The organism is Nocardia carnea (assembly GCF_029868325.1).
Lineage (GTDB): Bacteria > Actinomycetota > Actinomycetes > Mycobacteriales > Mycobacteriaceae > Nocardia > Nocardia carnea_C.
Map to the genome: position 1 here is coordinate 24,859 of NZ_JARWNW010000269.1, position 22,182 is coordinate 47,040.

General features: G+C 65.7%; 18 protein-coding genes. 6 read left to right on the plus strand and 12 right to left on the minus strand.

The window, feature by feature from the left end; translation table 11 throughout:
* The first annotated feature begins 70 nt into the window (after nt 1–70).
* The 3 genes from QH196_RS25765 (at nt 71) to QH196_RS25775 (ending at nt 3,666) form a co-directional block, all read left to right on the plus strand.
* Complete coding sequence (locus QH196_RS25765) at nt 71–1,117, plus strand: amidohydrolase family protein (protein WP_280418418.1); 1,047 nt, start codon at nt 71–73, stop codon at nt 1,115–1,117.
* A gap of 71 nt (nt 1,118–1,188) precedes the next feature.
* Nucleotides 1,189–2,295: a quinone oxidoreductase family protein gene (locus QH196_RS25770; protein WP_280418419.1), complete on the plus strand. Its 1,107-nt coding sequence runs from the start codon at nt 1,189–1,191 to the stop codon at nt 2,293–2,295.
* Nucleotides 2,296–2,541: 246 nt separating this feature from the next.
* Complete coding sequence (locus tag QH196_RS25775; protein ID WP_280418420.1) at nt 2,542–3,666, plus strand: agmatine deiminase family protein; 1,125 nt, start codon at nt 2,542–2,544, stop codon at nt 3,664–3,666.
* 187 nt (nt 3,667–3,853) lie between these two features.
* Here QH196_RS25775 and QH196_RS25780 read toward each other — a convergent pair whose 3' ends face one another.
* A complete protein-coding gene (locus tag QH196_RS25780) occupies nt 3,854–5,008 on the minus strand; it encodes a PucR family transcriptional regulator (protein WP_280418421.1) in 1,155 nt (384 codons plus the stop codon).
* Nucleotides 5,009–5,162: 154 nt separating this feature from the next.
* Here QH196_RS25780 and QH196_RS25785 point away from each other — a divergent pair, with 154 nt between their 5' ends.
* On the plus strand, nt 5,163–8,654 hold the full coding sequence (locus tag QH196_RS25785; RefSeq protein WP_280418422.1) for an indolepyruvate ferredoxin oxidoreductase family protein: 3,492 nt from the start codon (nt 5,163–5,165) through the stop codon (nt 8,652–8,654).
* A gap of 109 nt (nt 8,655–8,763) precedes the next feature.
* On the opposite strand, the gene QH196_RS25790 is transcribed toward QH196_RS25785, so the two are convergent.
* The 4 genes from QH196_RS25790 to QH196_RS25805 all read right to left on the minus strand — a co-directional run bounded on the left by QH196_RS25790 (nt 8,764) and on the right by QH196_RS25805 (nt 12,627).
* Nucleotides 8,764–9,786, minus strand: coding sequence for an alcohol dehydrogenase catalytic domain-containing protein (locus QH196_RS25790; protein ID WP_280418423.1), 1,023 nt, complete (start codon nt 9,784–9,786; stop codon nt 8,764–8,766).
* On the minus strand, nt 9,768–10,058 hold the full coding sequence (locus QH196_RS25795; protein WP_280418424.1) for a hypothetical protein: 291 nt from the start codon (nt 10,056–10,058) through the stop codon (nt 9,768–9,770). The genes QH196_RS25790 and QH196_RS25795 overlap by 19 nt, the downstream gene beginning before the upstream one ends.
* A complete protein-coding gene (locus QH196_RS25800) occupies nt 10,058–11,410 on the minus strand; it encodes an MFS transporter (protein WP_280418425.1) in 1,353 nt (450 codons plus the stop codon). The genes QH196_RS25795 and QH196_RS25800 overlap by 1 nt, the downstream gene beginning before the upstream one ends.
* Before the next feature lie 422 nt (nt 11,411–11,832).
* Nucleotides 11,833–12,627 (minus strand): sulfite exporter TauE/SafE family protein, encoded by a 795-nt coding sequence (locus QH196_RS25805; protein WP_280418519.1) that lies wholly within the window; start codon nt 12,625–12,627, stop codon nt 11,833–11,835.
* Between the two features lie 90 nt (nt 12,628–12,717).
* Here QH196_RS25805 and QH196_RS25810 point away from each other — a divergent pair, with 90 nt between their 5' ends.
* On the plus strand, nt 12,718–13,476 hold the full coding sequence (locus tag QH196_RS25810) for an AraC family transcriptional regulator (RefSeq protein ID WP_280418426.1): 759 nt from the start codon (nt 12,718–12,720) through the stop codon (nt 13,474–13,476).
* 201 nt (nt 13,477–13,677) lie between these two features.
* On the opposite strand, the gene QH196_RS25815 is transcribed toward QH196_RS25810, so the two are convergent.
* The 3 genes from QH196_RS25815 to QH196_RS25825 are packed head-to-tail and all read right to left on the minus strand — an operon-like array spanning nt 13,678 to nt 16,651.
* Complete coding sequence (locus tag QH196_RS25815) at nt 13,678–14,427, minus strand: SDR family NAD(P)-dependent oxidoreductase (RefSeq protein ID WP_280418427.1); 750 nt, start codon at nt 14,425–14,427, stop codon at nt 13,678–13,680.
* The gene (locus QH196_RS25820) at nt 14,424–15,446 is read right to left on the minus strand and encodes a phosphotransferase family protein (RefSeq protein ID WP_280418428.1); all 1,023 of its coding nucleotides are present in this window, start codon (nt 15,444–15,446) and stop codon (nt 14,424–14,426) included. Before QH196_RS25820 ends, QH196_RS25815 begins: the two co-directional genes overlap by 4 nt.
* On the minus strand, nt 15,443–16,651 hold the full coding sequence (locus QH196_RS25825; protein WP_280418429.1) for an acyl-CoA dehydrogenase family protein: 1,209 nt from the start codon (nt 16,649–16,651) through the stop codon (nt 15,443–15,445). The genes QH196_RS25820 and QH196_RS25825 overlap by 4 nt, the downstream gene beginning before the upstream one ends.
* 127 nt (nt 16,652–16,778) lie before the next feature.
* Here QH196_RS25825 and QH196_RS25830 point away from each other — a divergent pair, with 127 nt between their 5' ends.
* On the plus strand, nt 16,779–17,699 hold the full coding sequence (locus tag QH196_RS25830) for a TetR family transcriptional regulator (RefSeq protein WP_280418430.1): 921 nt from the start codon (nt 16,779–16,781) through the stop codon (nt 17,697–17,699).
* A gap of 81 nt (nt 17,700–17,780) precedes the next feature.
* On the opposite strand, the gene QH196_RS25835 is transcribed toward QH196_RS25830, so the two are convergent.
* From QH196_RS25835 to QH196_RS25850, 4 genes are all read right to left on the minus strand, one after another.
* A complete protein-coding gene (locus QH196_RS25835; RefSeq protein WP_280418431.1) occupies nt 17,781–19,154 on the minus strand; it encodes an MFS transporter in 1,374 nt (457 codons plus the stop codon).
* A 6-nt stretch (nt 19,155–19,160) separates the two neighbouring features.
* The gene (locus tag QH196_RS25840; protein ID WP_280418432.1) at nt 19,161–20,456 is read right to left on the minus strand and encodes an LLM class flavin-dependent oxidoreductase; all 1,296 of its coding nucleotides are present in this window, start codon (nt 20,454–20,456) and stop codon (nt 19,161–19,163) included.
* Nucleotides 20,457–20,550: 94 nt separating this feature from the next.
* Nucleotides 20,551–21,432 carry an aldo/keto reductase gene (locus QH196_RS25845; protein ID WP_280418433.1) on the minus strand — a complete coding sequence of 294 codons (882 nt, stop codon included), beginning with the start codon at nt 21,430–21,432 and terminating at the stop codon, nt 20,551–20,553.
* Nucleotides 21,429–22,151: an SDR family NAD(P)-dependent oxidoreductase gene (locus QH196_RS25850; RefSeq protein WP_280418434.1), complete on the minus strand. Its 723-nt coding sequence runs from the start codon at nt 22,149–22,151 to the stop codon at nt 21,429–21,431. Before QH196_RS25850 ends, QH196_RS25845 begins: the two co-directional genes overlap by 4 nt.
* Nucleotides 22,152–22,182 lie beyond the last annotated feature (31 nt).

The following is a 22,182-nucleotide window of genomic DNA, read 5'->3' on the forward strand; positions in this document are numbered from 1 at the left end:
GGCCACTCTCAGCATTGCACAGCCGTTATCGCGTCGGCGGCTCGGACTACGCCGGGCGGTCGTAGCAAAGTTGTTTACACAATCCATTTTCTTGATTACCCTATCAATCATGAAATCGATGCGCGTCATCACTATCGAAGAACACTTCCACCACCCCGAGGTCAGCGCCGAAGTGCGGGCGCTATCGGGACCGCTGCCGGTGGAGCCCGATGACGGATTCGCCGACTTCATCCAGGCAGAGTTCATGCCCGATCGGGAGTCGGCCGAACAGCTCGGCGGTAAACGCCTTGCCCATATGGACAAGGCCGGGATCGATGTCCAAGTCGTATCGCACGGCGCGTTCAGCCCGAACAACCTGGACCGCCCCGAGGCCGTCGATCTCTGCCGTCGGGTCAATGACCGTCTGGCACAGCAGATTGCAGAGCATCCGACCCGGTTTCGCGGATTCGCCACGATCCCCCTGCACAATCCGGCGGCGGCAGCCGACGAGCTGAAACGATGCGTGAACGAACTCGGTTTCGTAGGAACTCTGGTCACGGGGACCTGCGGCGGGCGATTCCTGGACGACGAGCGCTTCGATCCGATCCTGACCGCCGCCGAGGAGGTCGACCTCCCGATCTATGTACATCCTGGTATGCCGGGCAATCCCACGTTGGCCGGCTACTACTCTGGAAACTGGCCGGCATCAGTCCAATTCACCTTGGCCACCCATGCCTTCGGCTGGCATATGGAGGCCGGGATCCACATACTCAGGCTCATCTTGTCCGGAGCTCTGGACCGTCACCCCGGGCTCAAGCTCCTGAGCGGCCACTGGGGCGAATTCGCCGCAGGGTGGCTCGACCGCCTCGACGGAACTTTCGCAAAGACCGGCCACCTCGAACGCACAGTGAGCGATTATTACCGCGACCACGTGTGGGTGACTCCGTCGGGTATGTACACCCACAACCAGATGAACTACATGCTGGCCGAAGTCGGCGCCGACCGGATCATTCACTCCGAAGACTTCCCCTACCTGGTGCGAGACGATGTATCGGAGTTCCTGATCCACGCCGATCTCGACGACGATCAGCGGAACGCGATCGCGCACCGCAACGCAGAGCAGCTGATGCGAATCTGACTATCCGTGACAAGCAGCCCCGCGCAACGGCATCCGGAGGTTACGCCCGCGCCTGCTCAGCGGCTGACCTTATGCATTTCTTCTATGCCCGACCAGGAAAACCCGGCGCATTCTTCGCCGCGCCGGCAGCCACGAAAACCAACTGTCGAATAAACAGGAGAACGACCATGAAGGCAATTTTGATGACTGAGACCGGCACCGCCGACGTACTGGAGTACGTCGAAGTTCCAGACCCGGTACCGGCAGCCGGTGAGGTGGTGATACGCGTCCAGTCGGCCGCGGTGAACTTCGCCGACATCGCGCGTCGTCGTGGCGATCGGTATCCCGAGCCCACACCGATGCCGTTCACTCCTGGCATGGAGGTGGCCGGCACTGTCGCCGCTATCGGCGAGAATGTGGCAGGACTCGAGGTCGGGACACCGGTATTCGGAACAGTCGGGCGGTACTCCAACGGTGGTTACGCGGAGCTGGCGGTCACACAACAGGCCAATGTGATCCCTCTTCCTCCAGGAGTCGATTCCGACCTGGCGGCCGGCCTGCTGGCTGTCGGATCGACCGCGACACTGATCCTGACCGAGGTGGCTGGACTCGCGGAGGGGGAGACTGTATTCATCCCGGCCGCTGCCGGTGGAGTGGGTAGTTACGCAGTCCAGATCGCAAAAGCTCTCGGCGCCAAGAAGATAATCGCCGGTGCGTCGACCCCGGAGAAACGTGAAATCGCGCTGAGCCAAGGCGCGCACCATGCCATCGACTACCGTCGGCCGGACTGGCCCGATCAGGTTCGTGCGTTGACCGAAGGCAAGGGCGTCGACGTGGCATTGGAGATGACCGGCCCGAAGCACCTCCCGACAGCCCTCGCAGCGCTCGCCCCCTTCGGCCGACTGATCACCTACGGAGCGGTCACCGGGCTGGAAGGGCATCACCTCGACGGCGACGCCCTCACCCCGCTGATCTACGACCCCGCACCCGGCCAGTCGCTGACCGGGTTCAACTTGGGCGTGTGGTTTGCGCTACGCCCCGAGGTGACGATCGGCGCTGTGGGGAAACTGATAGGCTGGATCGCCGAGGGCACGATCTCGGGACCCCCGATCCATACCATGCCCCTGGCCGATGCCGCCGAAGCTCATCGCCTCCTCGAAAGCGGCTCATCGACAGGCAAGCTCATTCTCAAGCCCTGATCACAATCCGACGGACGGCCCGTCGATCACCACGACCTCGTCCGGGCTATCCGGGCGCACGCCCTTGCTCACCCGCATCCGGGATCACGTCGCCATGGAGGGCGAGTCGACACGGCGTTCGTAGCGGTTCCTATGTCATTCGAGGTGCAGCCGCCACAACCGCCGGCGTTCGAAGCCTTGTGAGGATCCCATCGGCCATCCAGCCGGCCCGAGGCCGTCCGGGCCGAGAGAGTGGAGCAATACGGCATGCGTCGGCGCACATTCGTGCAGATTGCCGCGGTCAGCGGTGTAGTGATGACCGGAGGATGCGCCGGCGCAGAACTTGCGCGCAGCGCTGGTGGCGCAAATCGCTCACGCGAAAACGGGAGAACGTGGATGATGCCCGAGGAAAGTGGGCTGCACGCACGGACGTGGATGGCCTTCGGCGCCGACGAACGCATCTGGGGTGGCGAACTGATGCCGGAGGTCCAACGCAACCTCGCCGCGATCGCCACCACAATCGCCCGGTTCGAACCCGTGTCGATGCTGGTCCGGCCAAGGGAGCTCGAACTGGCGCAGAGCTTGGTGAGCGGAACGAACGTCGAATTGATCGCTGCGGAAATCGACGACCTGTGGATACGTGACACCGGGCCGGTGTTCGTGACGGGCAGCACCGGGCGCGCCGCTGCCGACTTCAACTTCACCGGCTGGGGCAACAAGCAAGAGCACCGCCGTGACGCGGAAGTCGCCCAGTGCGTTATCGAGCACGCGGGTGTGGCACCACTGCGCACCGAGCTCGTCTTCGAAGGTGGCGGCATCGAGGTCGACGGTCAGGGAACAGCGATCATCACCGAAAGCTGCGTGCTCAACAACAACCGCAATCCGGGCTGGAAAAAACACGACGTCGAAGAAGAACTGGCCAACCTGCTCGGGATCGAGAAGGTGATCTGGCTGCCCGGCACGATCGGCAAGGACATCACGGATGGGCATACCGACTTCTACACCCGCTTCGCCCGCCCGGGTATCGTGGTCGCGGGCCTGGACAACGATCCGGACTCCTTCGACTACGACATCACCCGCCGTCACCTCGACATCCTGCATCGAGCCACGGACGTACACGGACGACCGCTACAGGTCGAGGTCCTCGAAGGGCCCTCGATAGTGCGTGGATCCTTTGCTGACAACGATTTCGCCGCCGGCTATACCAACTTCTATGTCTGCAACGGCGCGGTCATCGCCCCAGAATTCGGTGATCCCACCACCGACCAGGCCACTCGCCACACCCTGCAGCGGCTGTTCGGCGATCGTGAAGTCGTGCAGATCAATATCGACGGAATCGCCGCAGGAGGCGGAGGCATCCATTGCACAACTTTGCAGGAACCCGCTACATGAGCGTGGGCACTCCGAAACGCAATCCTGTACGTCGTGTGCGGACAGCCCGGACCCATCCTCTCCCGGACCTGGCGTACCTCCACCGCTACTTGTCGGCAGCGCCTCCTGGGACCCGGCTGAAGTCGGCTCGTCGCAAGCTGAGTAGGTCGTCACAGTCCACCTCCGCCGGCGAGTTCGATCGCTCAGGTCAATGCGTCGGTGGGATCGCCGGTGAGTCCGCGAGCGCGCATGCTGCGATCGACCGGGTGAGGCCGGTGAAGGTGCGGGCGTCCCAGCCGGTCAGTTCGCGCCAGCGGCCGAGTCGGTAGACAACCGTGTTGGCGTGCAGGTGACTACCTCGCGCACAGTGGGTTATCGACATATCGGCCTTCGCGAAAGCAATGACTGTCTCACGCAGGGAGGGATGTGCGTCGGCGACCTCGGCGGCATGGTAGACATCGTGATCGAGGAGGTCGGCGCGGCTCATCACACAGTTGATCAGCCAATCCGCGCCGAACCTGCTGACGGCGTTGCGGGCAGATGTCGCGGACAGGGCCAGCTGAGCCTGCCGCAAGGACCGTGCGGCTCCGGCGACCCCGGGATGACCGGAACCGACACCGACTCTGAAGGCGGCGGTCGCGAGCGACTCCGCCACGTGAGCAATGCTGTTGTCGTCGGCTTGGACCACAAGGACATGGACAGCACCGATCCCCCCGCGAGCGATGGTCAACCCGTCCGCGAACTGCGGTCCGGTTTCGGGGGCGCTGTCCGATCCTCCGCTCCCCGGGACGTACGCAAGCCCGATGAAGGGCCGGGCGGAGTCGAACCCGAGATACTCCGCCAGCCGGGTGGCTTCGGCATCGGGGGTATCGGTGTTGAGCAGGTCGATCAGCCGCTGCGACACCGCCATCTGTATTCGATCACGGGCACGGGTCTCGGATCCGTGTGCCAGGGCAAGGGTGGATGTCACCGATTGCAGTGATTCGAGCATGAGGGAAGCCAGTTCCGGCAGCAGCTTTTGTACCTGCCCGGGCGCCGTACTCAGGTGCCGCCAGAGCTCTCGGTCACCGACGTGGTATGCCCTGATGACCACATCGAGGGCGATCGCCTGGCGAGCGCGACGCCGGGCCAGCGCCCGCACCTCGCCGAGATCGTCCTGGTTCCAAGTTCGCCGTTCCCCGAACGCTATGAGCCTGCGCCGGAGCTGCTCTCGGACGGCTTCCCGGTGCTCGTCGTAGGGAACCAGGGCGAAGTCGGCGAGTTCGGTGCGAATCCGGGCGACGGCGTCATCGGTGATCGTGTCGAGCCGGTCGAGCACCGAGTCGACAACACCGGCCACCGGCCCCCAAGAAGCTTGACTCACGATTACCTCCTTTTGTGTAACTCTCACAATCATAGCGGTCGCGCACACCGATAATTCGCGGATTTCGCCGTGGTATCCCACCGTGAGCCACGGAAGAATGTCACAAAGATATCCAAACATCCGGGCAGTGCGGCTCGGCAGACAGGAGGCGGTTGTGACCGAGTTGCACACGCGAGATTTCACTCTGAGCGACCGATACAACATGGCGGACGGAGAGCTGTTCCTGACGGGTCTGCAGTCGCTGGTCCGCGTGCCGTTGGAGCAGAGCCGCCGGGATACCGCGGCGGGACTGCGTTCGGGAATCCTGATCAGCGGCTACGAAGGCTCACCACTCGCCGGCTACGACCTGGAGCTCATCCGGCAGCGTGAACTCCTCGACCAGCAAGACATCGTCTTCCGGCCGGGCGTCAACGAAGAGCTGGCAGTCAATGCCGTGCAGGGTTCGCAGCTGGCCGCCGCCTCGCCGAACTGCGAATACGACGGCGTGATCGGCGTCTGGTACGGCAAGGCGCCGGGACTGGACCGGGCAAGCGATGCGCTGCGCCACGCGAATCTCGGCGGGGCCGCACCCAACGGCGGAGCCCTCGTTCTCGTCGGCGACGATTCGATCGCGAAATCGTCCACGGTACCGAGTAGTTCGGAGACAGCGATGGCGGAGCTCGGCCTGCCGACCTTCGTTCCCGCGGACCCTCAGGAGGTACTCGACTTCGGATTACACGCGATCGCGATGTCGCGATTCAGCGGCTTGTGGGTCGGTATGAAACTCGCCACGAATGTCGTCGACGGCGCAGCGACGGTGCAACTCGACCACACGCGAGTATCCACGACCACGCCCAGCCGGGTCGTCGACGACACCGAGTTCACACACCGGGTTTCCGCGGATTTCCTGCAGCCGAATCTCGCTCGGCTGGAAAAGAGCCTCATGTATGAGCGGTACGAACTCGCGACGCGGTATGTCCAGGTCAACAAGATCAATCGAGTGATCGGTGACAGTCGAGCGAAGCTCGGCGTGATCACCGCCGGCGCGCCCTTCCGGGATACCCTCCAGGCGCTCGAGCGCATCGGGATTTCCGAGGCCGATCTCGAACGATCCGGTGTCCGGATCCTCAAACTGGGCGTGATCAACCCGCTCGACCGAAATGCCGTACGCGACTTCTGCACCGGCCTCGATGAGGTCATCGTCATCGAGGAGAAACGGGCATTCGTGGAATTGGCCGTGAAGGACGTGCTGTACGGAACTCCCGGCGCACCTCGAGTGATCGGGAAGCGAGATGAGAACTCTCGTCCGCTCCTTCGCGCGGATTCCGATCTGCCGCCCGAAGTGCTGGCGCAGACCCTGGCGCAACGCATCCGTACAGTGATTCCGGGAAAAGTGGCAGGGCTCGGGTTGATGAACGCCGAGCGACGGCCGACACGGCTGACGCTGCCCTTGCTGACCCGCACCCCCTATTTCTGTTCGGGCTGCCCCCACAACCGTTCCACCGTCGTACCGGAAGGTTCGATAGTCGGCGCCGGTATCGGCTGCCACACACTGGCCAAGCTGATGCCCGAAGATCGTGTGGGCGATATCGCCTCCCTCAGCCAGATGGGCGGCGAGGGCGCGACATGGATCGGGATGGAACCATTCGTCAGCGATAAACATATGTTCCAGAATCTCGGTGACGGCACATTCCACCATTCCGGGAGCCTTGCTATCCGCGCCGCGGTGGCTGCCGGGGTGAATATCACCTACAAGCTGCTCTACAACGATGCCGTGGCCATGACCGGCGGACAGACGGCCGTGGGAAAGATGTCCGTCCCCCAGATCGTCCAGGAGCTGCTGGCCGAAGGAGTCTCTCGTGTCGTGATCACCACCGACCAGATCGGGAAGTACCGCAAGATCAAGCTGCCTCGTTCGGTGAAGGTGCTCGACCGGGCAGAGCTGATCCCGATCCAGGAGAAGCTGGCCGCAACACCAGGGGTGACAGTACTCATCCACGACCAGGAATGTGCAACCGAGTTGCGGCGCAAACGCAAACGCGGACTTGTCGCGGAGCCATCGACGCGCGCATTCATCAACGAACGGTTGTGCGAGGGCTGCGGGGATTGTGGGCAGAAGTCGAATTGCATGTCAGTGCAGCCCGTCGAGACCGCGTTCGGGCGAAAGACCCGCATCGATCAAGCGTCTTGCAACAAGGACTACTCCTGCCTCGACGGCGACTGCCCGTCGTTCGTCGCTGTCGAACCCGGCACCTCCTCGCGAAAGAAAACCCCCGAGCCGGGTATACCCGAACTGCCTGAACCGGCACCGAAGGTGAGCCCGGAGGCATTCAACGTACGGATCACCGGTGTCGGGGGCACTGGAGTGGTCACCGCGGCGCAGATTCTCGCGACCGCGGGCGCGCTCGCGGGCCTGCATGTCCGCGGCCTCGATCAACTGGGGCTGGCACAGAAGGGGGGCGCGGTCGTCTCCGATCTGAAATTCTCGGCCGACCCGATCACCGGAACCAACAAACTCGCCGACGGTGAATGCGATCTGTACCTCGGCTGCGATCTGCTGGTGGCAGCCGACGAAAAAAATTCGACCGCCGCGGCCGGCGGGCGAACGATCGCGGTGATCTCGACGGCACAGGTGCCCACGGGCTCGATGATCCTCCAACCGGGCACCGACTTTCCCTCGGTGGAATCGATCCGGCGATCTCTCGACGCAATCAGCCGCGCAGACGACTCGGTCTACGCCGACGCGCGCGATATCGCACACCGCGAATTCGGAACCGACCAGTTGGCCAACATGGTGCTCATAGGGATAGCGCTGCAAGCCGGTGCCCTGCCGATCCCTCTGGCGTCGATCGAGAAGGCAATCGAACTCAACGGAGTCGCGGTGGCCGCGAACCGGAGGGCGATCGCAGTCGGTCGCAGACATGTGCTCGAACCGAACACCGGCACGATTGCGGAACCCCGGCCGAAGAAGTCCCGAAAGGCCGGCGACTGGGATGAATTGCGCCGGGCACTCACCGGGCTCGACGGCATCAGCGAAGCATTGAAGGATCGTGTCGGATTCCTGGCGGCCGACCTCGCGGACTACCAGAATGTCGCATACGCACTCGCCTTCGTCGCCTTCGTCGACAGCACTGCGGCTCGAGAAGCTCGAGCACTGGGGACTCCGGGCGCGCTGACCGCGGCGTCCGTGGAGTCGATGTTCAAACTGATGGCTTATAAGGACGAATACGAGACAGCACGTCACTACCTGGATCCCGAATTCGACCGGGCGGTGCGTGAACAATTCGGTGACGACGCGACCTACCGATACAAGCTCCATCCGCCTGTTTTCCGCGCGATGGGACTGAAGAACAAACTCTCGCTCGGGCCGTGGTTCAAGCTCGCGCTGCACATTCTGCGCCGCAGCCGCGGGCTCCGGGGCACTCGGCTCGATTTCTTCGGCTACGCCCATGTGCGGAAGGTCGAGCGAGCACTGATCGAGGAATTCACGGCACTCACCGCGGAAATAGTACCGCTCGCCACACCGGAAAATGCCGACCACATCGAGGCCATTCTGACTATGCCTCAGGAAATCCGGGGATACGAACACATCAAGCTGGACAGCGTCGCGGAGTATCACCGGAAAGTGCGAGAGGCACGCGACCTCATTCCGACTGCGCCCGCGTAACCCCGCCTCGACTGGATCGCCGCCGGGCCGAGAAATCGCGACCCGACAGCCCCGGGTTCGGTGCGCGCCGTGCCGTGCGGACCGAACCCGGGGCGACCGGCCTTTTCGATCACGGCGCCCCCGTGGCCGGAATCAGGACCGCGCGTCCGGTCACCCGGCGGTTGTCGAGATCGCGGAACGCGCGACCTACATCGTCGAGCGGGTACCGGGCCACCAATGGGGTGATCCGGCCCGCCGCGACCATCGCAAGCGCTTCGGTGAATGCGTCCATCGAGGTCGAGCCGGACCCGGTGATCACCGCATCCTTGGCGAAAACGAAAGCAGGGTGTACTCGTAGCGGGGAGGCGCCGACCTGCCCGGTCAGGACATAGCGGCCGCGGTCTGCGAGCGCGCGGAAGGCTTGTCGGAAGACCTCTGGATGTCCCACGTTGTCGAGGACGACGTCGGCTCCCCGACCGTCGGTGACGCCGAGGATCTCCTGCCACGCGGTGTCCCCCGTCGTGATGACCTCATCCGCACCGAGCTCGCGAAGCGATGCGGCCTTCTCGGCGTCGCCGGTCAGCGCGACCGGACGGGCACCGAGTGCCGCCGCGATCTGCAGTCCGTGCAGCCCCAATCCGCCACCCGCGCCCGTGACCAGCACTGTCTCCCCTGGCCGCACCGCGGCGCGGTTGCGCAGCGCCTGCAAACCGGTGCCGACCGCACAGGCCACCACCGACGCGGCGACGAGATCGACCTCGGGCGGCACAGCGAGCAGGGAAGTCTCACGCAGCACCGCGTACTCGGCGTATCCGCCGTAGGTGAAAGTACGCTCCGGGCAGCGCAGCTCATCACCGTCACGGCAGGATGAGCAGTGCCCGCAAGTTCCGAATTGCTTGCCCGCGACCCGGTCACCGGGGACGAACCGGGTCACCCCGATACCGACGTCCGTGACGATGCCGGAGATCTCGTGACCCAGCACCGCGGGTAGCGGGATCTTCAGCAGGCCTGCCCGGTCGGCCTGATCGTGACCGCAGATCCCACAGGCGGTTACCTGTACGAGCACCTGTCCCGGCCCCGGGCCGGGGCGGGGCACCTCTATCACATCCAAGATCCCGGGCCCACCGGTGCGACTCAGGACCGCGGCGCGCACCGGATCGCCTTCCCTGGAAATTTGTCGAGGACGCCCGCAGGTGCGAGGTCCACTCGTTCAGAACTGACTGCCCCGGCCTGCCCGACCACCACCCGCGTCCGCGCGGCAAGCTCAGCAAGCCGGCTCTCGATCGGTCCCTCGTACCGGCTCGGCTCGAGCCGCCCGTCGACCAGTGCGGCAGCTACCGCGAACTGAAGGCTCATCTGGCGTGAGATCGGCGTCGCGGTCGTGGCCACCTGGGCAATCGCCTCGTAGCCGAGCACCACGGCCATCAGGACGTCCCCTCTGACGCACGGTCGGACAGCACGGCAGTGGGCATTCGGTCAGCGAGCAGCACCGTCGGCCGCCGGCGGCGGACCGCCAGCGCCGCAACCAGGCTGAGCACCGCACCGAGCATCACGAAGAAGGCCGGCGCGCGCTCGTCGCCCGTTGTTTCGATGAGGAATTGACTGATGTAAAGGGCAGGCCCGCCCAATAATGCGGCAGCCAAGGCGAACCCGACCGCGAAGATCGTGCCGCGCACCTCGGCGGGCAGGATCTCGATATAGGTCGCCGGAGCTACCGACGTATACAGCGCCGGCAGAATACCCAGTGCCACCGTCATCAGAATGAGTACCGGCACGCTCTCAGCCGAGGAGAGGCCGGTGAAAAGTGGATATACGACCACGATCATCGCGCCGGAAAGCCCCAGGAGCATCGGCCACCGGCCCACCCGATCAGCGATAGGTCCACCGACCGCGACAAGCACGACAGCAACTGCGATGCTGATTGCCGTTGCGAGCGTGGCCTGGCTGTGCGTAAAGCCCAGCTCGATGATGTAGGACTGGGCGTAGGTGAAGGCGACGTAATATCCGATCTGCTGAAAAGCCGCGACCCCGAAGACCAGTATGATCAAATTCCAGTGTCGGGCAAAGGCTTCCTTCGCAGGTGAGGACGGGACCTCACCGGCCTTCGCCATCGCCTGGAACTCCGGCGACTCTTCGAGCCGGGTACGAATGTAGATACCGAACAAGCCCATCGGCAGCGCGAGCAGAAACGGAATTCGCCAGCCCCACGCGGTCATCGCCTCAGCGGTAAGAACGGTGTTGAGCAGCAGTATCGCCCCCGCGGCCAGCAGCAAGCTGACCACGCTGCCGAGCTGGACGCGACTGGTCATCGCGCCGCGCCGGTTCTGCGGGGTGAACTCGGCAGCGTAGACCATGGCAGTGCTGTACTCCCCTCCCGCCGCCAAACCCTGCAACAGGCGCATGAGGACCAGCAGAACCGGGGCCCAGATCCCGATCGAGTCGACCGTGGGCAGCAACCCGATCATCGTGGTCGCACCCGTGACAAGCGCGAGTGTGCCGAGTAGTGAGGTGCGCCGCCCGAAACGGTCGGCGATTGTGCCGAACAGCAAGGAACCGAGCGGCCGCACAAGAAAAGCGACGCCGAAGACTGCGAATGTGGACAGCAGCGCAATGCCGGGCTGGGTGTTCGGGAAGAAGAGCTTCGCCAGGACGACGGCCAGAAACCCGTAGACGGCGTAGTCGTAGGTCTCGATCGTATTGCCTGCGGCGGCAGCCCACGTGACCCGTCGCATCGTTCGTGCGGATGGTAATGGGGATTCAAAGTACTCCGTGGACATCGGTGGCTCCCGAGTTGGCAGTGACGAAAGACCCGACCGGCAGCGGCATCCACGGCATTCGACCGGGGACGGCTGACAGATCTACGCGGCGAGACAGCGCGTCCGCCGCGTGCCTCCCTGGGACCACCCCCACCGGAGGAGTGATCCAGGTCTCACCGAAGTTACAGACATCACCCTGTCGGGTCAAGCATCACTTTGTCGATTCGAATGCTGAGCGCAACTCCCGAACGCCACAGAGCACCAACCCAGAGAAGCCCACACCCGCCTGTATCACTTCTGCAGTAGACAGCCCCCGCGCGGAGGCCACGTCGACGCGTGCCACACAACTCGGCCGGCAAGACGCCGGGAAGGCGAGGCGGTGGACCATACGGTCGAGGTCGGATCGGGCTGCTCGCCTCGAACGGGCACGGGCCGGTCGCTGCTCAGATCAGCGGGAGGAGCATTGCCGTCAGCACGACGGCGAGCAGACCGATATAGACCCAGGCATGCACCCGGTCAGGGATGCTCGGAGGGTGCCGACGCAGCACCACGATGATCGGGACCGCCCCCGCAAGGAGCAACGCTGCGGCGCCGAGATCGACGATCCCGACCACGAACACCGCACCGTGGATGTCCGCCGCGTGGCGGGCGGCGAGGAACACGACGGCAGCGGGGATACTGATCGCGAGAGTCAGCGGGTTCGCGAGCGCTACAGCCTGGCCCATCGGGAGACCGTTGCGACGCAGGAGCGGGACGGTCATCACACTGCCGCCGACACCGAGGAACGACGCGATCGTGCCGATCGGCGCGCCGAGTGTGGTCGGGATCGCGGGCCGCGAGACATCGTCGTCAGCGGTGCCGGCAGAGCGAAGGAACCCGGGGCGAACGAGCACGTCGATGATCGTGACCGCAACGTAGACCACGAATCCCCAGGAACTCACTTCTACCGGGACCGCCAGTGCGAGCACGGCACCGGAGAGCCCGCCCATGGCGAGCAAGCCCAGGAGCGAGCCCCGGCTACGGAGACGAGCGAGGATCGGGCGGGGTGTGGCTGCAGTGGCGACCGCCGCGTTGACAACCATGACGATCGCCGACGTTGCCACCGCCACCGTGCCCGCGGCGGAGCCGATAGCCGCATCGGCCCAGACGATCACGGGGACGGTGACGAACCCGCCACCGAAGCCGAACAGCACCGTGGTCAGGCCGGTGAGCGCGCCGATAAGGACAAGCACAAGAATTGTCACTGAACCCATCCCAGCGAACAGTTGCGTCACCCGCATTCGAGTGCCGGGCCCATAGCATCGAGTTTCGGCCATTAGCCTGAATCCGTGCGGAACATGACGCTCGCGGAGGTCGATGCACTGCCGGTGGCCGTGTTGCCGATCGCCACTGTGTATCCACCGGGCCACTTGCTGGTCTGGCATGAGCACCGTCGTGCGCAGTTCCTCTACGCAGCGACGGGAACGATGCTGGTCGAGACCGACCACGGCGCATGGACCGTTCCCGGCGAGCGAGCGGTGCTGATCCCGCCGGGCACGCGGCATCAGGTGCGGATGCTCGACGTGGAGACGAACAGCCTCTACATCGCCCCCGCAGCCGTTCCGTGGTGGCCGGACGAATGCCGGGTCGTCGAGGTCGGGTCCCTTCTGCGGGAACTGTTACTGGCCGCGGCCGACATCGACCCCCGCGGCGGACTGGGCGACCGTGACGGGGTGCTGCTGGAGATGATCCTGCATGAGCTGTCCCGGCTCGCAGAAGTACCCCTGCACATCCCGCTCCCGCAAGCGGCGCCCTTTGCCCAGTTGTGCCGACGCTACCTCGCCGGCCCTGGCCTCGCTGTCGGCAACGCTGAATGGGCACGCGATGCCGGGATGAGCGAACGGACCTTCACGCGCCGGTTTCGTGAAGAGAGCGGAATGAGTCCCGCCGCATGGCGCGCCCGCGCCCGGCTCCTCGCCGCCGTACCGCTCCTGCGCCACCAGAGCGTCACCGAGGTCGCCGGACAGCTCGGCTATGCCACACCGGCCGCGTTCTCCTACGCCTTCACCCGCGCCTTTCATACGGCACCGTCGCGGTTTCACGCATAAGCGCCGCGGGATTTCGCTGCCCGCCGATCATGGTGGGCGTCTCGGGAAAGTGCGGAGATGGCCAGAGGACGCGCCCCGGCTGAGAAGGACAGCAAGGATAGGTGGCATCGATCTGGGTGGCGGCGGTCAGCCGGCCTCGCCTCCTCGAAGCGCAGGCGTTCCGCAATCCGGTGCTCATAGAATTGGCGAGAAGCGGTCGTACTATGCGTGGTAGCCGTCGGTTCCAGCGCGGGACATCACGATATTCGGTACCACCGCGCGGGCGGACAGCCGCAGCAGCGCGTCGACCATCTCGACGACGTCGCTGACGGCCAGCATCCGTTCGGGTGGGATGCGGTCGTGAATCCATGCGCTCATCTCGGTGTCCACGTAGCCGGGTGCGATGGTGGTGGCCGTGACACCGTTGGGTGATTCCTCGGCGTTCAGGGTCGCGATGAGCGAGATGAGCGCCGCCTTCGCCGCACCGTAAATCGCCAATCCGGACTCGGCGTACACCCCGGCCATCGACGCGAGTGCGATCACCCTTGCGCCGTGTTCGCGGTCCGTCGCCGCACCGGCCCGCAGCATCGGCAGCGCACCTTGGATGAGCTGCACCGGGGCGCGCAGGTTCACGGAGAGGGTTTTGTCGAAGCGGCGCATCGAGGCATCGGCGAGTGGGCCTGCGGTACCGACTCCGGCGTTGAGGATGAGCGCGGACATGGCGTCGAAGCGCTGCGCATGTGCGGCCAACACCCGTTCGATCCCGGAACTGTCGGCCATATCCGCCGCGACCGTCACGATATCGGCGGCGCCGGCCGCGCGCAGCTCGATACCGACCGCGTCGAGGCGTTCGGAATCGCGTGCGGTGAGGGTCAGCGCGTAGCCCTGCCGAGCCAGCAGTGTCGCTGTACCGAGGCCGATTCCGCGGGTCGCGCCGGTGATGAGTGCGGTTTTCGGGGTGCCGCCGGTCATTTCCCGCCTCCTTTCAGTGCGCGCAATCCGGCCGCCATGAACTCCGGGGTGGCTTCGGCCGCTCGTCCGGCGGCCGAACCCGCGGCGGAACCGTGTCGTGCCCGGTGGGTGATCCCTTCGCCGATCACGCCGAGCTTGAAATTGGCGAGGGCGAGGTAGAAGCCCCAATGGCCGAGGTCGCGACCCGAGGCGGTGGCGTAGGCCTGGGCGAGCACGTCGGGTGCGGGCATCCGGTCGCTGGTCCAGGCGGCCCGGGAGCCGAGGACCAGGTCGAAGATCGGCGTCCGGTACACACACATCAGCGCGGCATCGGTGAGCGGATCCCCGAGAGTGGACAGTTCCCAGTCGACCACGGCGCGGACTCGGCCGGGGTCGGCCGCGTCGAGGATGGTGTTGTCGATGCGATAGTCGCCGTGCACGATCGACGCCGCCGATTCCGATGGCACCGCCTCCACCAGCGCCGCGTGCAGGGCCGCGACATCGGCGAGATCGCGGGTCTTGACCCGTTCCCATTGAGCGGCCCAGAGGTTGACCTGGCGGGTGAGGAATCCGGCCGGGCGACCGAACTTCTCCAAGCCCACCGCCGCGGGATCCACCGCGTGCAACTCGGCGAGCACTCGCACCAGCTCGGTGACACCGGCCCCGACCTGCTCGTCGCTGAGCGCCGCGAGATCGTCCTGATCACGGATCACGGCCCCGTCGACGAATTCGACGATCGTCATCGGCGCCCCGAGCACGGTGCCTTCCGCATCGAATGCGATCGTTCTCGCCACGGGCACCGCGGATTGCTGGAGCGCGTCGGTCACCGTGTATTCGCGTGCCATATCGTGGGCCGACGGGGTGAGCCCGGACACCGGCGGGCGGCGCACCACCCACCGCGAGACGTCGTCGGCCGCGCGGAAGGTCAGATTCGAGCGGCCACCGCTGATCAGTTCCACGTGCAGTTCACCGCGCACCTCGATACCCTGCTCACGCAGGAACCGCTCGAGCGCGGCGACATCCATACCGGGCAGGTTCATTCGCTGTCCCGCAGTGCGCGTTTGGCGGCGCCGACCGTGCGTTTGGCGATCGCCCACCGGTGCACCTCCGAGGGCCCGTCGTAGATGCGGAACGGGCGCACCTCGCGCGAGAGCCGCGCCAGCGGCAGGTCACCGGAAACCCCGAGACCCCCGCACATCTGCATACTGCGGTCGACGATCCGGAAGATCGCCTCGGCGGCAAAGGTCTTCGCGATCGAGGTGGCATCAGCGGCGGGTTCGCCGCTATCGAGTTCCCAGCAGGCGCGGGTCAGCAGCGCGCGGGTGGCGGCGATATCTATCTCGTTATCGGCGACCATCTTCTGAATCATGCCGAGATCCCCGAGTTTCGAACCGAATCCCTCGCGCCTGGCCACCTGGGCCACCGCCACATCATGGCCCCGGCGGGCGGCACCGAGCCACCGCATCACATGCGTCATCCGCGCCGGGCCCAGGCGCACCTGCGCATATTCGAAACCGCGGTCGACCTCGCCCAGGACCGCATCGTCCGGAACCAGCAGATCTTCGAAGAACACCTCGCAATGGCCGCCGACCATCGACCGGTCGAGAGTGTCGAGATGACGCCCCACCCGGATGCCCGGGGTATCGGCCGGGGCCAAGAACATCGTCGCACCGCCCCGCTCCCCCGGCTCGCCGGAAGTGCGCGCCATGATGATGAAGAAACCCGCACCGTCCGCGCCGGTGATGAACCACTTGGTGCCGTTGATCCGCCAACCGCCCTCGGCCCGGACCGCACGAGTGGCCAGCGCGGAAGGATCCGACCCGGCGCCGGGTGCCGGCTCGGTCATCGCGAACGCCGACCGCACCTCGCCGTGCGCGAGCGGCGCGAGATACTGCTGTTTCTGCTCCGGGTTCGCGATATGCGCGAGCATATGCACATTGCCCTCGTCCGGCGCGGCGATATTCAGCGCTGTCGGCCCGAACAGGGAGTACCCCGCCTCCTCGAAGACCGGCGCCCGATCCGACATCCCCAGGCCGTGCCCGCCGTACTCGACCGGCGCGTGTGGCGCGAACACTCCCGCGTCCCGGGCCGCCCGCTGCAACTCCACCCGGAACTCGTCACCACCGGCCGCGGCGATATCACCGTCGTGCGCGTCCTCGAGCGGAACGACGTGTTCGCGGATGAAGCTACGGGTCCGATCGACGAGCGCTTGCACTTCGCCGGGAAGGGACAGATCAATCGCCACAGGCTCCTCCATCTCGTTTGCCGAACGATCGCTCGGCCACCACCATGCCAGCAGAGTGGCATGCCTCGATTGGCGCTGTCAATTACCGGTCAGACCATAAGCCGACTGTTCAGATAAGCTGAACTCCATGCATGACCCGAATGAGGATCGGCACAGCGCGGGAGCGAGAGTGCGGCAGGCCAGGATCGCGGCCGGCCTCTCGCTGCGGGCGGCCGCACAGCGGCTGGAGATCAGCCCCGCCACCCTCAGTGCCGTGGAGAACGACAAGACCGGCATATCCATCCCGCGACTGCGCGCACTGGCGGCCGTTCTCGGCACCACCGTGGCCTGGCTGGTCAGCGAACAGGAATCGCCCGCTCCCGATGGCACTCCCCGGCCGAGCGGCCGGCGCGAAACCATGACCGAACCGGACGCCGAGCCGGACAACGACTGGCGGAAGTTCCCGCCCCTGGATATCGACCCGGTACTCGCCGCCGCTATCTCCTCGTTCGTCGAAACCGGCTACCACGGTGCCACCATGCGTTCGATCGCACGCCGCGCCGGCATGAGCGTGCCCGGCGTCTACCACCACTACCGCGACAAACAACAACTGCTGGTCCGCGCACTCGACCTGACCATGGACGAATTGCACTGGCGGGTGCGCGCGGCACGACGCGAGGCGGACACCGGACGAGCCCGCGTATCCCACGTCGTCGAAGCGCTCGCCCTGTACCACACCCACCGCCGCGAACTCGCCTTCATCGGAGCCAGCGAGATGCGCAGCTTGACCCAGGACAATCGGCAGCGGATCACCCACTCCCGCAACGAACTCCAGTACATCCTCGACGAGGACATCGACACCGCCCTGAACGAGGAGAACCTGACCACCACCCGAGCCCGGGTGGCGGGCCGTGCCATCACGACAATGTGCACGTCACTACCCCAATGGTTCCGGCTCGAAGGGCCCGCAACACCCGAACAGATCGCTGCCGAGTACGCCGGATTCGCCTTGGACCTACTCGGGATCCGGGTGCATGGAGCCACCCCATCTCGCGGACCGACGCCGTGACAACTTCTTCCCGGATCCGGCGCAGTCCGTGATCCTGCTGCGCGAAAGGCGGAGCAGGGGAAGCCGGACCACGAGCCCGGATCACACCTTGGACGAGGAAATGCGGGCGGTGAGATCCCTTCCACGACTCTCGGAGAGCCGCGAGAGGGCGAGGAGGGTGATGGCCGCTCCGACGATGATGAGAATACTCAGCGGCCGGCTCGAACCGTCACTGGCGGCTACCAGCGAGGTGGCGATGAGCGGGGTGAAGCCGGCGCCGATGAGGCTGGCGAGCTGGTATCCCATGGACACCCCCGTGTAGCGGACGCCGGTTCCGAACATCTCCGACAACATGGGTGCGAGCGGCGCGTACATCGCGGCCTGGAGCACCTGGGCGAATGCCAGGCCGGCGGTCAACAAAATGAGTGACCCGGTGTCGACCATCGCGTAGAGCGGGAAGGCGAACGCGATGGCCCCGACTGCACCGAGCAGGCTCACCGGGCGCCTGCCGAGCCGGTCGGACAGCGCCGAGAACAGCGGGATGAAGAGCAGCGGTACCAGTCCGGAAGTCAGCATCAGCGTGCGGACTACATCGGATGATTCGTAACCGATGCCCTTCGTGTAGGCCAGGATCTGCGAACTGACCAGCGCCGTGAGCGCGAACGGTCCGATGCCGACAGCGCAGGCCAGGATGAGCGAGCGTGGTCGCCGCAGCACCTCGAGCGCCGGGATCCTCTTCTTCGTCTCGAGCGGCGCGTGTTCGCTCGCCTCCCGGAACACGGGGCTCTCCACCACGCTCAGACGCACGTACAGGCCGACGGCGAGCAGCAACGCGCTGAGCAGGAAGGGCACCCGCCAGCCCCAGGAGTAGAAACTGTCGTCGGGAAGTGTTGTCACCAGCGCCACTACGGCCGTCGAGGACAGTGCCCCCAGTGGCGAGCCCATCTGCATGATGCCTGCCCACGTGCCCCGCCGGTGCGACTCGGCACTTTCGATGACCATCAGGGCAGCCCCGCCCCATTCACCGCCGACCGCGACGCCCTGAACTACACGCAGCGTCACGAGCAGGATCGGGGCGAGCACCCCGATCCGGTCGTAGGTGGGCAGAACTCCGATGAGGAAGCTGGCTGTGCCCATGAGCGTCATCGAGACGATCAACGTCGACTTCCGGCCCAGTTTGTCACCGAAGTGGCCGAAGAGAATACCGCCCACCGGGCGGGCGACGTACCCCGCGGCCAGGGTACCGAAGGCTGCGATCGTCGACACTGCCCCGCTCGAGCTGGGGAAGTACAGCGTGCCGAAGACGAGAGCCGCCATCGTGCCGTACAGCAGGAAGTCGTAGTACTCGATGACCGTGCCGAGCAGACTCGACAGCGCTACCCGGCGCAGCTGTCTGCGTTTTTCCGCAGCCTCGTCCGACGAACCGACTCGGCTGGGCCTGGCCGGGGAACTCGCGGTGTATTCGCTTTTCTTCATCTGAACTCAGCATTCATCGATGTGGTCGCGGAGGGTGTGCCCGGCATAGTGCGTCCGCAGTAGTCCCCGCCTCTGCAGCCTGGGTACGACGTTGTCGACGAAGTCCTCGAGGCCCACCGGCAGATCGGCGGGCAGGACGATGAATCCGTCCGCGGCACCGCTGTCGAACCATCGCTGCAGATCGTCGGCGACCGTATCGGCGGAGCCGACGACGGTGCGATGACCGATGCTGAGACCGATGCGCTGGGCGAGCCGACGGACGGTCAGCCCTTCGCGAAGCGCGATCTCGGTGAACAACTTCGGGCGGGAAACCCCCGCGTTGCCCGGCAGCGATTCACGAAGGTCGGGGAATGGTTCGTCGAGGTCGAAGCGGGTGAGGTCGATATCGCCGAAGGCCTGATTCAGGAATTTCAGTGTGGTCTGCTCGTCGATGAGCGAGCCCAGTTCGACGGCGAGATCGCGGGCCGCCTTGTCGGTCTCGCCGATGATCGGCGTGATGCCGGGCAAGACTCTGACCGCGTTTTCGGGGCGTCCCGCCGCTGCCGTCAGCGCGCGCATGCCGTTCGCGAAATCTATGGCCTCGTCCAGGCTGTGCTGGGTGGTGAACACGAGGTCGGCGACGCGGGCGCCCAGTTTCATACCGGTCGGAGAGGACCCGGCCTGGGCCAGCGGAATCTGTCCCTGAGGTGACCGTGGAATGGTCAGCGGCCCTGCGACGTCGAAGAAGTCGCCGTGGTGATCGATGCGGTGAATCTTGGTCCCGTCGGTCCACCTGCCGGATTCACGATCGGCGACGACAGCGTCGGCGTCCCACCCGTCCCAGAGGGCTTTGACGACGTCGACGAACTCTTCGCCACGTGCGTAGCGGTCCTCGTGGTCGGGCAGCCGTGCCGACCCGTAGTTCTGCGCCGCAGCCGGGATGGCCGTGGTCACCACGTTCCAGCCGGCTCGGCCGTTACTGAGATGGTCGAGGGTCGCGAACTGGCGGGCGACGGTGAACGGGTCGTTGTATGTCGTCGAACTCGTGCCGATCAATCCGATTCGCCCGGTGACGGCCGAGAGTGCGGACAGTACTGCGACGGGATCGGGGCGGTCGGTCGCGTCGGTGGCGATCGCCGGTGAAAGATTCAACGCATCGGCGACGAAAATCGCGTCGAAGCGGCCACGTTCGGCGGTCGCCGCGACCTCCGCCCAGTGGGCGAGGCCATGCATGCGTTCCGGACTGGTGCGAGGCGAGCGCCACACCGATTGCGCGACCCCGACGCCCTGTGCAAACAGCGCGAGATGCATCTTCCTGCTCATGATCGTGTTTCCTTCCGCGACAGCTGTGTGCTGCCGTCACAACGGCGGATCTGTTCGCATGGCCGGTGGTGTTCGCGTTCGGCTCGGCCCCGCGTCACGCCTGCCGGGGTTGATCGAGCGCAGCGAGCTCCTCGGGATCCAGGCTCAGTTCCGTCGCAGCGAACGAATCGACGACGGACTCCGGTCGCGAGGCGCCGGGGATGGGTATCACCACCGGAGATCGGTGGAGCTGCCAGGCCAGGGCCACCCGGTGGACACTGACCCCACGCCGGGTGGCGATCGCCTCGAAGGGTGATCCCGTGCCGCCGAGTGCTTTGGCGTGCCGCATCCCGCCGAACGGGGCCCACGACAGGAAGGCCAGTCCACGTTCCTCACATGCCCGGATCTCCGCTTCCGCGGTCCGGCACGCGGGCGAGTACTCGTTCTGGACCGACACCAGGGCGTCGCCGAGGATCTGATGCGCCGTGTCGATCTGCCCGGCATCGACGTTCGAGATACCGACCCGCATCACCAGACCTTCTTCCCATAGCGCGCGGAGTGCGAGTATCGACTCCTCGTACGGCAACTTCGGATCGGGGCGGTGATGCTGGTACAGCGGCAGCGGGTCCAGGCCGAGCCGGCCGATCGATGCGATGCACGCCTTACGCAGATGCCGGTAGCTGCCGTCGACCCACCACGTGTCGGTTTCGGGGAACCTGAGGTGTCCGCCCTTGGTAGCGACGATGACATCGTCGAGCGAGCCCGGCCGGCTCCGCAGGGCATCGATGAGCGCGCGCTCGTTGACGCCGTCGCCGCCGCCGGCGGGCCCGTAGACGTCGGCGGTGTCGAAGAGCCGGATGCCGGCGTCGAGCGCTGCGTGCACGGTTCGCCGCCCGCGTTCCACGTCGTAGCCCGGGAGCTGAGTGATCGTCATGGATCCGAACCCGATGGCCGGCAGCCGGAGATCACCGAGGCTGCGCGGTGCGCGAGTGCTCATTTTCCGACGGCCGTCCATCCGCCGTCGACGGGCATGCGCACCCCCGTGACGAAGCTGGCGTCGAGCAGCAGATGCTCGATCGATAGAGCCATCTCAGCCGGGCGGCAGAGGCGTCCGAGCGGACTGCGCTGCTCGATCCGGGAGATGTCGTAGCCCTGGTCGATCATCTCCTGGACCATCGGCGTCGAGGTGTGTCCGGGCGCGACACTGTTGACCCGGATGCGGGGAGCCCACTCGATCGCCAGGTTCTGGGTCAGCTGCCCGACCGCGGCCTTGGCCGTCCCGTAGTCGGCCTGCCGCTCCCACCCGCCGTAGGCGGTGGTCGAGGACACCGTCACGATCGAGCCCGAAGCATGGCGGGCCAGCAGCGGCCGCGCGAATGCGGTCGCCACCAGGAGCGTTCCCATCACGTGGACGTCGAAGACGCGCCGAACCCGGTCCGGATCCAGATCCAGCGCGGGCGCGAACGCTCCCCGAATTCCGTGGCTGGTCACCAGAGCATCGGGATCGATCCCGCGCGCGGCGGCCTCGGCCGTCGAGGTCTGCACCGCGTCCCGGTCGGTCACGTCCACCTCGAAGTACCGCACGTCGTCGCGTGGATCTTCAGGCCTGGTCAGGTCGAACACGCTGACCATCAGACCCCGTTCGATGAGCCGTTCGACGACAGCCGCGCCGATTCCACTCGAGCCGCCGGTCACCACCGCGTGTCGTGCTGTCATGAGAAAGTCCTCCCGTCGGAGCTGTCGTGAA